Below are 12,404 nucleotides of genomic sequence, written 5' to 3' on the forward strand. Positions count from 1 at the left end.
ACTTGCATGTGTAAGGCATGCCGCCAGCGTTCAATCTGAGCCAGGATCAAACTCTACAGTTCGATCTTGATTTTTTCGCTCTTTCGAGCAACTCATAAAAAGAATTGAAGTGAACTTCACTTCTATCTCATGAGCGTTTGTAGTACTAAGTACTAGTTCCGTAGAACTTGGCACTCGCCATCAAACGCCCACGCTTATCGGCTGTATATTTTTAAGGATCCTTGGCAGAAATCAGAACCGAAGTTCCTTTCTTTCTACCGACTTAGCTGCGATCAGCTGAGCCTTGAATTCTAGCACGGTTTTTTAAGTTCCGTCAAACTTTTTGGAAGTTTTTGATTCGCTCAGCATCTCTGCCAACCACCATCAACCACCCCCACACACCTTCAAGTTCAACCACCTTTCAGCAGTCAGCTCTTGTCAGCGCAGCCCTAGATTGTATACCGAGAAATCAGCGACTTTTCTAAAACTACCGAAGTTTTTTCAAACTCCGCCTCCGCCTGCCCAGAACCTCAAAAGAAGGACCTCCGTGCAGCGAAGCCCTCGACTATAGCACGAGTTTTGAGGCCGCCGGGGAAGTTGCCGACTTATCGCGCGGGCACGGCAGCCAGGGCCGCCTCCAGTGCATCGATGAACAGGGCTGCCACGTCGCAGCCGGTCTGGTCGAAGATCTCCTGGAAGCAGGTGGGGCTGGTGACGTTGATCTCGGTGACGCAGTCACCGATCACATCGACACCGGCCAGCAGCAGGCCGCGCTCCTGCAGGATGGGACCCAGGGCATTGCCGATCTCCCAGTCGCGCTCGGACAAGGGGCGGGCCACGCCCTTGCCGCCAGCGGCCAGGTTGCCGCGCACTTCGGTTCCCTGGGGAATGCGCGCCAGGCAATAGGGGACCGGCTTGCCGCCAATGACCAGCACGCGTTTGTCGCCTTCGGAGATCTGGGGCAGGAATTTCTGCACCATCACGCTCTCGGCGCCATCCTTGTTCAGCGTCTCGATGATGCTGCCCAGGTTCAGGCCGTCCGGCCCCACGCGGAAGATGCCCATGCCGCCCATGCCGTCCAGCGGCTTGAGGATGATGTCCTTGTGCTCGGCGTGGAAGCTGCGGATGTCTGCCGGGTCGCGCGTGACCAGGGTGGGGCCGATGAACTGCGGGAACTCCATGATCGCCAGCTTCTCTGGGTGGTCGCGCAATGCCCGGGGTTTGTTGAACACGCGGGCCCCATCGCGCTCAGCCTGCTCCAGCATATGGGTGGCATAGAAGTACTCGCTGTCGAAGGGCGGGTCCTTGCGCATCAGCACTGCGCCAAAGTCTGCCAGCACGGCCGTGCGCACGGGCTGCTCGGTGTACCAGTCGTCCGGGTGGCCGGTGAGCACGATGTCGCGCACGCGCGCTGTCACCTTGCCGCCGCGCTGCCAGCTGACGTCCTGCGGGCCGCACACCGTGATCGTGTGGCCACGGCGCTGGGCCTCGCGCATCATGGCGAAGGTGGTGTCCTTGTAGATCTTGAAGCTGGCCAGCGGGTCGGCGATGAAGAGGATTTGCATGGACTGGAAGATGGATGGATGTGGAAAAGACCGGCGCCCCATGGCGGGGAGGGCTTCTCTATACATAGAGGCCGTCAGCCGCCCTGGGTGCGCGTACGCCCGTACTGTTGCACAAATAGCGCAAGGCTGCCTGCGAGCACGCCCCAGAAGGCCGAGCCCACGCCTGCCACCACCACGCCGCTGAGCGTGACCAGGAAGGTGATGAGCGCCGCCTCGCGGTGCCCCTCCTCGCGCAGCGCGGTCGCCAGGCCATTGCCGATGGTGCCCAGCAGGGCCAGCCCGGCGATGGCGGCGATCAGCTCCTTGGGAAAGGCGGTGAGCAGGCCGGTGATCACCGCGCCAAAAATCCCGATCACCACGTAGAGGGCCCCGCAGGACACGGCGGCCGTGTAGCGGCGTGCACGGTCCTCATGGGCCTCGGGCCCCATGCACATGGCGGCCGTGATGGCGCTGAAATTGAGGGCGAAGGCTCCGAAGGGTGCCAGAACCAGGGTAGCGAGCCCCGATAGCGTGAGCAGGCGCGAGACCGGCAGCGGGTAACCCGATGCACGGATGACCGCCACGCCAGGCAGGTTCTGCGAGGCCATGGTCACCACGAACAGGGGGATGGCCAGGCTCACCAGGGCCGGCAGGCTGAACTGCGGCGTGGTCCAGACCGGCACCGCCAACGAGAACTGAACGGCCGACCAGGCCATCTGCCCACGCAGCGCCACCCAGGCGATGCCCACGGCCAGCGTGACCACCACGGCATAGCGCGGCAGCAGGCGGCGACCCAGCAGGTAAGTACCCAGCATCAGCAGCACCAGGGGCAGCGCGGTCTGCGCTGCGGTGAAGGCCTGGATGCCGAAGCGCGCCAGCACGCCGGCCAGCAGCGCGGCCGCAATCTCCATGGGAATGCGGTTCATGATGCGCTCGAACCAGCCGGTGATGCCGCACAGCGTGATCAGCACGGCACTGACCATGAAGGCGCCGACGGCCTCGGCCATGCTGAAGCCACCGGCCAACCCGGCGGTGGCCAGCACCGCCGCACCCGGCGTGGACCAGGCGATCATGACCGGCATGCGCAGGATGAGCGACGGCACCAGGGAGCACAGCCCCATGCCCAGCCCCAGCGCCCACATCCAGGACGTGATCTGCCCCGGCGTGGCGTGGAAGGCCTGGGCCGCCTGGAAGACGATGGCCACCGAGCTCGTGAAGCCCACCAACACCGCCACGAAGCCCGCGGTGAAAGCCGACAGGCTCAGGTCTTTGAAAAACTGCATGGGCAGGATTCTGCATCGCGCACCGAAGCGGTGCACGGCGGGGGCTATCGGCCCCGCAGTCCCCTGACCCAGGGGCGTCAGATCTCGATCTTCGAGCCCAGCTCCACCACCGCATTGTTGGGCAGGTGCAGGAAGTCCGCTGCGCCACTGGCGTTGTGGTGCATCTGGGCGAAGAGCTTTTCGCGCCACGGTGCCATGCCGCTGCCGATGGTGGGCACCACGGTGTCACGCGACAGGAAGTAGCTCGTGGTCATGGGCTCCATGCCGCAGCCCCGGCCGCGCAACTGCTCCAGCGCGCGCGGCAGGTCGGGGTCGTTCTTGAAGCCGTAGTGCACCACCACCTGCCAGCAGTCGTGGCCCAGCGCATCCACCTGCAGGCGCTTGTCCATGCCGATCCAGGGCACCTCGTGGCTCTTGACCGTCACGAACAGGTTCTGCTCATGCAGCACCTTGTTGTGCTTGAGGTTGTGCAAGAGCGCATTGGGCACGACCCCCGTCTCGGCCGTGAGGAACACCGCCGTGCCTTCCACGCGCGTGGGCGGGCTGATGAACACCGACTCCAGGAAGTCCTTGAGGTCGATGGCATCGGCGCGCAGCTTGTCGTTGACCAGGTGGCGCCCTTGCTTCCAGGTCATCATCAGGGTGAAGACGATCCCCCCGATCATCAGCGGGAACCAGCCGCCCGCGAACAGCTTGAGCAGGTTGGAGGCAAAGAAGGCCAGGTCCACCACGAAGAAGCAGCCCGTGGCGGCCACGCACAGCGCCAGAGGATAGCCCCAGCCGTAGCGGATCACGAAGAAGGTCAGCGTGGTGGTGATCAGCATGTCCAGCGTCACCGCGATGCCGTAGGCAGCGGCCAGGTTGCTCGACGAGCGGAACATCACCACCGCGAGCACGATGGCCACGAACAGGCCCCAGTTCACGAGCGGCATGTAGATCTGGCCGGTATCGCGCACGCTGGTGTGCTGGATGTTCAGGCGCGGCAGGTAGCCGAGCTGGATGGCCTGCTTGGTCACGCTGAAGGCGCCCGTGATCAACGCCTGCGAGGCGATCACCGTGGCCATGGTGGCCAGCACCACCAGGGGCAGCAGGGCCCAGCTGGGGGCCATCATGAAGAACGGATTCTTCACGGCCTCGGGCTCGGCCAGCAGCAGGGCGCCCTGGCCGAAGTAGTTGAGGACGAGTGCCGGCATGGCCACGCAGAACCAGGCCAGGCGGATGGGCCGCTTGCCGAAATGCCCGAGGTCGGCATACAGCGCCTCGGCCCCGGTCACGCACAGCACCACGGCGCCCAGGATGATGAAACTGGTGCCTGGATTGGCCCACATGAAGCCCAGGGCGTAGTGCGGGCTCATCGCCCAGAGAATTTCGGGGTGGGTGACGATGTGGGACACGCCCAGGATGGCCAGAGTAGCGAACCACACCAGGGTGATGGGCCCGAAGAACTTGCCGATGCCGCTGGTGCCGCGCTTTTGCACCAGGAACAGGCAGAACAGCACGACCAGGGTCAGCGGTATCACGTACTGCTTGAAGTGCGGCGAGACCACCTCCAGCCCTTCCACCGCCGACAGCACCGAGATCGCCGGGGTGATGACCCCATCGCCGTAGAACAGCGAGGTGCCGAAGATGCCCACGCCCAGCAGCAGGCCGCGCAGGCGGGGTTTGTCCTTCACGGCCTGGGAGGCCAGGGCCAGCATGGCGATCAGACCGCCCTCTCCGTTGTTGTCGGCGCGCAGCACCAGCACCACGTACTTCAGGGACACGATGACCGTGAGCGTCCAGAACAGGATGGACAGGATGCCGTAGATGTTGTCCTGGGTGAAGGGCACATGCCCCGACCCGAAGACCTCCTTGACCGCATACAGCACGCTGGTGCCGATATCACCGTAGACAACACCGATGGCGCCCAGCGTGAGCGCTGCGAGCGAGGATTTGGAGCTTTGCACTGACCGCACCCGGCACACGTGGCTGCCGGGGTTCCGTTACTTTTGGGAACGCTATTGTGCTCCTGCGCTGGTGCGCCGGCGCACCAGTCCGGGGCATGTTGCAGCGCAGCAACTGCCCTCTGGCGCCCCGCTGGCAGACGTGGCAGGCAGGCTTTCAGGGCCTGTTTGCCTGCGTTCCACCCTCTTTAGAGAGAGCACCTCAGTCGTAGACTTCGGCGTCCGGGTTGGTGGCTTCGAGTTCGTAGCTGGCGGCCAGCATGGCCAGGCGCGCGACCACGCCGTACATGTAAAAGCGGTTGGGTGCGCTCACGCCCGGGCGCATGCCCGGCTGGGGCATGTGCGTGCTGTGCTCGAAGGCCAGGGGCACGAAGCTCGCGCCCGGTGCGTTCAGGTTCTCGTCGGTGCCGCGCTCGGCGTGCATGCGGTAGAAGCCGCCCACCACGTAGCGGTCCATCATGTAGACCACGGGTTCGGCCACGGCATCGTTCACGCGCTCCTGGGTGAGCACGCCCTCCTGGATGATCACGTCGTTGACCACCTGACCGTCCTTGATCACGGCCATCTTGTTGCGCGTCTTGCGGTTGAGCGCGTCGAGCTCCTTGGCGTCGCGCACCGTCATGATGCCCATGCCGTAGGTACCGTTGTTGGCCTTGACGATCACGAAGGGCTTTTCGTTGATGCCGTATTCCTTGTACTTGCGGCGCACCTTGGTGAGCAGGGCGTCCACATTCGTCTGCAGGTTCTCCATGCCTGCACCTTCGGAGAAGTCCACATCGCCGCACTGGCTGAACATGGGATTCACCAGCCAGGGGTCGATGCCCAGCATCTTGCCAAAGCGCTTGGCCACCTCTTCGTAGTTCTTGAAGTGGGTGCTCTTCTTGCGCACGCTCCAGCCGGCGTGCAGCGGCGGCAGCAGGTACTGCTCGTGGATGTCTTCCAGGATGCCCGGTGCGCCCGCCGTGAGGTCGTTGTTGAGCAGGATGGTGCAGGGGTCGAAGTCCTTGAGCCCCAGGCGGCGCTTGGTGCGCACCACCGGCTCCAGCGTCACCGTGTCACCATTGGGCAGCTCGATCAGGGTGGGCTTCTTGATCTCGGGGCTGATGGAGCCCACGCGCACGTTGAGCCCGGCCATGTTGAAGATGCGCTGCAGCTGCACCACATTCGACAGGTAGAAGGTGTTGCGCGTGTGGTTCTCGGGAATGATCAGCAGGTTGCGTGCCTCGGGGCAGATCTTCTCGATGGCGGCCATGGCGGCCTGCACGGCCAGCGGCAGCATCTCCTTGGTCAGGTTGTTCCAGCCGCCGGGAAACAGATTGGTGTCCACCGGGGCCAGCTTGAAGCCGGCGTTGCGGATGTCCACCGAGGTGTAGAACGGCGGGGTGTGCTCCATCCACTCCAGGCGGAACCAGCGCTCGATGGCGGGCATGGAGTCGAGCACACGCTGCTCGAGTTCGTTGATCGGTCCGGTGAGGGCCGTGATGAGGTGCGGAACCATGAAAAACCTTACGTGGAGGCGGGCCTATTGCGGTGGCGAGCCATTGTAGGGTGGGGGCGTGACCAATTGTTCGCAAGCCCGCCCGGCGGCTTTCTTTCACCGCCGCCAGAACGACGGCGTCAGCAGCGCCATGAAGCTCAGGATCTCGAGCCGCCCGAGCAGCATGGCGAGGGTGCAGACCCAGATTTGGAAATCGGTGAGCACCGAGAAATTTGACGCCGGCCCCACGCTGCCCAGGCCCGGCCCGGCGCAGTTGACGCTGGCCAGCACCACCGAGAAGGCGGTCACCGGGTCCAGGTCGGTCAGCAGCATCACCATGCTCAGGCCGAACACCGTGCCTCCATAGACCAGCATGAAGGCCAGCACCGAGAAGATCACGCGGTTGTCCACCACGCCGCCGCCCAGGCACACCGGCTGCACGGCGCGTGGGTGCACCAGGCGGTTCATCTCGCGGCGCGCCTGCTTGACCAGGATCAGCATGCGCACCATCTTGATCCCGCCACCGGTCGATCCGGCGCTGGTGGCCACGCCCGACAGCAGCAGCATGAACACCGGCGCGAACACCGGCCAGGCCAGGTAGTCCACGGTGGCGAACCCCGTGGTCGTGGCCATGGAAATGGTGTTGAACATGCCGTGGCGCAGTGCATCGAGCGGCGCGTACACCCCCTTGACCCACAGCAGCAGCGACACCACCAGCCCGCCGCCGATCAGCGCGACCAGCGTGGCGCGCAGCTCCGGGTCGCCCCAGAAGCCGCGCCAGTGCCCCTTGCGGAAGGCCACGAAGTACAGCGCGAAGTTGCAGCTGGCGACCAGCATGAAGAAGATGCAGATGGCCTCGAGCAGCGGCGACTGAAAGTGCCCGAAGCTGGCATCGTACGAAGACAACCCGCCCAGGCTCACCGTGGCGAACATGTGCATCAGCGCGTCGAGCGGCTTCATGCCCCCCAGCCAGAAGGCCAGGCCGCAGGTCACCGAGAACAGCGCGTACACGCCCCAGAGCCCCTTGGCCGTGCCGGTCATGCGCGGCGTGAGCTTGGAGTCCTTGAGCGGACCGGCCGCCTCGGCCTTGAACAGCTGGCTGCCGCCCACGCCCAGCAGGGGCAGCACGGCCACCGCCAGGATCAGGATGCCCATGCCGCCCATCCACTGCAGGAAGGTGCGCCAGACATTGATCGACACCGGCAGCGTATCGAGCCCGCTGAGCACCGTGGCACCGCTCGTGGTCAGGCCCGACACGGCCTCGAAATAGGCATGCGTGAAGGACATGGACCGGCCGACATGGTGGCCGGTGAGCATCAGGGGCAGGGCCGCAGACAGCGGCAGCAGCAGCCAGACCAGCGACACCAGCATGACACCGTGGCGCGGCTGCAGCTCATGGCGAAAGTGGCGCAGGCGCCACCAGAGCCAGGCACCGGCCATGAAGGTGGCACCCATGGCCTGGGGGTAGACGTGCCAGATGCCGTCGCGCGTCCAGAGCGACACCGCCAGCGGCAGCCCCATCGCCAGCGAAAAGGCCATGACCAGGATGCCCAGCACGCGCAGGACGGGGAACATGTCCACCATGGTGTTCAGTGCTGGGTCAGAAGAACGTGGCGCTCACGCGGAAGAGCTTTTCCACCTCTCGCACCAGCCGCTTGTGCGGCAGGAAGAACACGACGTGGTCGTTGCTCTCGATCACCGTGGAGCTGCGCGGGATGATGACCTCGGGCTCGCGCAGGTCCTCGGGCGAGACGTCGGGCGAATCCGGCAGGCCACGCACGATGAGACCCATGTGCACCTCGCCGGGCAGCTGCAGTTCGCTGACCTTGCGGCCCACCACGCGCGAGCTCTTGCGATCGCCGCGCGCCACGATCTCCAGGGCCTCGGCCACGCCGCGGCGCAGGCTGTGCACGGCCTGCACGTCGCCGCGCCGCACATAGGCCAGCAACTCGCCGAGCATGGCCTGCGCGGGCGACAGCGCAATGTCGATCTGCGTGCCGTGCATCAGGTCGGCATAGCTGCGCCGGTTGATCAGCGCCAGCACCCGGCGCGCGCCCATGCGCTTGGCCAGCAGGCAGGACATGATGTTGTTCTCGTCATCGTCCGTGAGCGCCAGGAAGAGGTCGATCTCCTCGATGTTCTCATCCCCCAGCAGGTCCTCGTCGGTGGCATCGCCCTGCAACACCAGGGTGTCTGCAGGCAGCAGGGAGGCCAGCTCGGTGCAGCGCTGCATGTCGCCCTCGATGATCTTCACGCGAAAGCGCCCACCCTGTTTCGCCAGCTGGCGCGCCAGGCGCAGGCCCACGCGCCCGCCACCGGCGATCATGATGCGGCGCACGGGTTGCACGGCCGTGGCGCCGCGCCGGTGCAGGGCCGCGAGCACGTACGCAATGTGCTCGCTGGCCGCGAGCACGAAGACCTCGTCGCCCGGCTCGATGCGGGTGGTGCCGTCGCAGGCCACGAAGCGGTCGGGCTCGTCGGGAAAGCGCCGGTAGATGGCCACGATGCGCACCGCCACGTCCGGCGCGCCGGCCCGCAGTTCGGCAATGGTGTGGCCCACCATGGGCGCACCGGCCCGTGCGCGCACCGAGGCCAGGCAGGCCCGGCCGCCCGCGAACTCACGCACCTGCATGGCCTCGGGGTACTCGATGAGCTTGCCGATGTAGCGGGTCAGCGACTCTTCGGGGCAGATGATGCGGTCCACCGCAAAGCCTTCGGGCCCGACCAGCCGCTCGTCATCGTCGAAGCCCGAGGAGCGCACGCGCGCGATGCGCGTGGGAATGCTGAACAGCACCTGCGCGATCTTGCAGCACACCAGGTTGGTCTCGTCCTGCGCGGCGCAGGCGATCAGCAGGTCGGTGTCGTGCGCGCCGGCCTCGGCCAGCACCTGTGGGTCGATGCCGCTGCCGACCACGCCGCGCAGGTCGAAGCGCGACTCCAGGTCGCGCAGGCGCGCAGCATCGGTGTCGATGACGGTGATGTCGTTGCGCTCGGAGACCAGGCTCTCGGCCACGCTGTGGCCGACACGGCCGGCACCCAGGATGATGATTTTCACGGGGGAATGATGGGTACAGGCGGCGGTCGCGTCAAGCCGGCTGCCGCAGGCGGCAGCCGGGGCGGGGGATCAGCCGCGCACCTCGCCTTCGCCCAGCACCACGTACTTGAGCGAGGTCAGGCCCTCGATGCCCACGGGGCCACGGGCATGGAACTTGTCGGTGCTGATGCCGATCTCGGCGCCCAGGCCGTACTCGAAGCCATCGGCAAAGCGCGTGCTGGCATTGACCATGACGCTGGCCGAGTCCACCTCGCGCAGGAAACGCTGGGCGTGCACGTGGTCGGTGGTGAGGATGGCGTCCGTGTGGTGCGAGGAATAGTGGTTGATGTGCGCGATGGCCTCGTCCACGCCGGCCACCAGCTTGATGCTGATGATGGGCGCCAGGTACTCCTCGGACCAGTCCTGCTCGGTGGCATCGACCAGCCTGGCCCCGGCCACCGGCGCCAGCAGCGCGCGGCTTTCGGAGCACACGCGCATCTCCACGCCCTTGGCGGCATAGACGGCGCCGATCAGCGGCAGAAACTCGGCGGCCACGCCGCGCGCCACCAGCAGGCCCTCGCTGGCATTGCAGGGGCTGTACTTCTGGGTCTTGGCGTTGTCGGCCACCTTGACGGCCATGGCCACGTCGCAAGGGTCGTCCACGTAGGTGTGGCAGTTGCCGTCCAGGTGCTTGATCACGGGCACCTTGGCATCGCGGCTGATGCGCTCGATCAGGCCCTTGCCGCCGCGCGGGATGATCACGTCCACGAACTGCGGCATGGCGATCAGCTGGCCCACGGCCTCGCGGTCGGTGGTCTGCACCAGTTGCACCGCGTCCTCTGGCAAACCGGCCTCGGCCAGCGCCAGCTGCACCAGGCGCGCCAGCGCCTTGTTGGAATCGATGGCTTCCGAGCCGCCGCGCAGGATGCAGGCGTTACCGCTCTTGATGGACAGGCTCGCGGCCTCGATGGTCACGTTGGGGCGGCTCTCGTAGATCATGCCGAACACGCCGATGGGCACGCGCATCTGGCCCACGCGGATGCCGCTGGGCTGCTGCTTCATGCCGATGATCTCGCCAATCACGTCGGCCATGGCCGCCAGCTGTTCACAGCCCTCGGCACAGGTGTCGAGCACCTTGGGCGTGAGTTTCAGGCGGTCCACCAGGGGTTCGGCCAGGCCGGCGGCACGGGCACGTTCCAGGTCGCGGGCATTGTCCACCTGCAGTGCGGCGGTGTGCTCGCGCAGCAGGCGCGCCAGGGCGCGCAGGGCCTTGTTCTTGACGGCGGCCGGCGCGCGCGCCATGAGGGCGGAGGCGGCCTTGGCCTGGGATCCGAGGGTGTGCGTGTATTCAGCCACGTTGAGCGCGTTCATGGCCCCGATTCTCGCAGAAGCGCCCTGCCCCTGCGCACCCCAGGGAAGGCATGCCGGCAATGCCGGGAGGGAGGTGCCGGGTTGTCCGCCAGCCGCCTCCCTGGCGGACCGGCAATCCCGGCACCCGCTCACAAGCACTCAGTTGAGCGTATGCACGACCTTGTAGCGCCCCGCGCGCACCATCTCCGCAGCGGCCGAGGCATCATCCCCCACCCCGTACCCCACCACCAGCTGCACGCCTTCCAGCCCGCTGAAGTTCAGGCCCGAGGCAATGCGCACTGGCACCGTGCGCGGCAGCGCACCCGACAGGTACGCCGGGAAGGCACCACCCGTGTACTGCGCCCAGCCGTTGGGGCCCAGGAACAGCACGGTCGAGCCCGCAAAGGCCGCCACGTACACGCGCCCGGTCTTGCCCCGGTGCAGCGTGGAGACCGTGGCCCCCACGTCCAGCGTCACGTTGCTCAGGGGGCCGGTCTGGCTTCCTGCGAAGGTGCCGCTGGCATCGCCCACGCGCCCGGCATCGAAGGCCGCTCCATTGCCGCCCATCACGCGCACGGGGGCGGTGGTCTTGTCGGTGCCGCCCAGGTTGGTGCCCTTGCCCCAGATCCAGACGCTGCCGTCGGTGCCGATCACGCCGGAGATCGCCGAGCCCGCCGCCGCTGCAACCACGGGCGGCAGGCCCGCGATGTGCGCGATCTTGGGCACTTCGGTGGAAGGGTTCACCAGGGTGCCGTCGCCCAGCTGGCCGGCGGCATTGACGCCACAGGCATGCACCGCACCATCGGCATCGACGAACAGGGTGTGGCCGTCGCCCGGCTCGATCTGCTGGATGCGCGTCAGGCCCTGGACGGGGGAGATGTCGATGAGGGCGAAGCCGCCGTTCTGGATGCCTTTTTGGCCGCAGTAGGTGGCGTTGGTCGAGGCCTGGCCCCAGACGGCGACGCTGCCGTCGTTCTTGAGGGCGTAGTACTGGCCGGCGATGTTCATGGAGGTGGAGGCCACGGCCTGCACGCTGCCCAGGGCGTCGATCACGACAGGGGCGGTGGCGGTGCCGGCCACCGGGGCCAGGGCCTTGTTGCCGTTGGAGCCCCAGGCGAGGACCTTGCCGTCCTGGCGCAGCGCCAGGGCGGCGGCGTCCGAGGCGCTCACGGCGACGGCGCCCTGGGCACCGGCCACCAGGCGGGGCACGGGGTTGCCGCCGGGGCTGGTCTGGCCCGTGCCCAGCAGGGCGGTGCTGTTGCTGCCCCAGGCATAGACCTGGCCGGCTGCGTCGGTGGCGAAGGCGGCGGCGGTATCGGTGCCGGCGTTGATGCTCACGATATTGGCCAGGCCGTTGATCTGCACCGGCACGCTGGTGCCGCTGCCCCCGGTGCGGCCACCGGAGTTGTCGCCCCAGGCCCAGACCGTGCCGTCGGCCTTGAGCGCCAGCGAGAACGAGCCGCGCGCAACCACCTGCACCACGTTCTGCAGCGTGGGGATCTGCGTGGGCGTGGTGCGGGTGGCGGTGTTGCCCAGGCCCAGTTGGCCGCTGCCGCCGTAGCCCCAGGACCAGACGGTGCCGTCGGCGCGCAGCACCAGGGCGTGGTCGTAGCCCATGGAGATGGCCGGCTGCACTGCGTGCGCCGAGGTCATCGCAAAGGCACTGCACAGTGCGGCAGCACCCAGGGCTGCGGCCGTGCGGAAAGACTTGTTCTTCATCAGGTACTTCATCGGTTCTCTCAGTAATTCGGTCAGTCGGAAATCAAACAGGTAAACACCTGGAACCCATGGAGG

General features: G+C 66.5%; 8 protein-coding genes. All 8 read right to left on the reverse strand.

The window, feature by feature from the left end:
• Positions 1-584 precede the first annotated feature (584 nt).
• A complete protein-coding gene (gene gshB / locus AC07PF_RS04400) occupies positions 585-1,544 on the reverse strand; it encodes a glutathione synthase (RefSeq protein ID WP_494611007.1) in 960 nt (319 codons plus the stop codon).
• A gap of 74 nt (positions 1,545-1,618) precedes the next feature.
• Positions 1,619-2,806 (reverse strand): benzoate/H(+) symporter BenE family transporter, encoded by a 1,188-nt coding sequence (locus AC07PF_RS04405; protein WP_494611008.1) that lies wholly within the window; start codon positions 2,804-2,806, stop codon positions 1,619-1,621.
• Positions 2,807-2,883: 77 nt separating this feature from the next.
• Positions 2,884-4,752 (reverse strand): potassium transporter Kup, encoded by a 1,869-nt coding sequence (locus AC07PF_RS04410; RefSeq protein WP_494611009.1) that lies wholly within the window; start codon positions 4,750-4,752, stop codon positions 2,884-2,886.
• A gap of 199 nt (positions 4,753-4,951) precedes the next feature.
• A complete protein-coding gene (gshA, locus tag AC07PF_RS04415) occupies positions 4,952-6,247 on the reverse strand; it encodes a glutamate--cysteine ligase (RefSeq protein WP_007851219.1) in 1,296 nt (431 codons plus the stop codon).
• Positions 6,248-6,343: 96 nt separating this feature from the next.
• Positions 6,344-7,810, reverse strand: coding sequence for a TrkH family potassium uptake protein (locus AC07PF_RS04420; protein ID WP_494611010.1), 1,467 nt, complete (start codon positions 7,808-7,810; stop codon positions 6,344-6,346).
• Between the two features lie 16 nt (positions 7,811-7,826).
• On the reverse strand, positions 7,827-9,281 hold the full coding sequence (gene trkA / locus AC07PF_RS04425) for a Trk system potassium transporter TrkA (RefSeq protein WP_145693661.1): 1,455 nt from the start codon (positions 9,279-9,281) through the stop codon (positions 7,827-7,829).
• Between the two features lie 69 nt (positions 9,282-9,350).
• Positions 9,351-10,631, reverse strand: a complete 1,281-nt coding sequence (locus tag AC07PF_RS04430; protein ID WP_494611011.1) for a glutamate-5-semialdehyde dehydrogenase — start codon at positions 10,629-10,631, stop codon at positions 9,351-9,353.
• 138 nt (positions 10,632-10,769) lie between these two features.
• The gene (locus AC07PF_RS04435) at positions 10,770-12,341 is read right to left on the reverse strand and encodes an RCC1 domain-containing protein (RefSeq protein ID WP_494611012.1); all 1,572 of its coding nucleotides are present in this window, start codon (positions 12,339-12,341) and stop codon (positions 10,770-10,772) included.
• Positions 12,342-12,404: the final 63 nt, after the last annotated feature.

This window comes from Acidovorax sp. GW821-FHT10A04, assembly GCF_059415825.1.

Coding starts and splice junctions, on each gene's coding strand:
- gshB (WP_494611007.1), bottom strand. CDS start 1,544: ATGCAAATCCTCTTCATCGCCGACCCGCTGGCCAGCTTCAAGATCTAC.
- AC07PF_RS04405 (WP_494611008.1), bottom strand. CDS start 2,806: ATGCAGTTTTTCAAAGACCTGAGCCTGTCGGCTTTCACCGCGGGCTTC.
- gshA (WP_007851219.1), bottom strand. CDS start 6,247: ATGGTTCCGCACCTCATCACGGCCCTCACCGGACCGATCAACGAACTC.
- AC07PF_RS04420 (WP_494611010.1), bottom strand. CDS start 7,810: ATGGTGGACATGTTCCCCGTCCTGCGCGTGCTGGGCATCCTGGTCATG.
- AC07PF_RS04430 (WP_494611011.1), bottom strand. CDS start 10,631: ATGAACGCGCTCAACGTGGCTGAATACACGCACACCCTCGGATCCCAG.
- AC07PF_RS04435 (WP_494611012.1), bottom strand. CDS start 12,341: ATGAAGTACCTGATGAAGAACAAGTCTTTCCGCACGGCCGCAGCCCTG.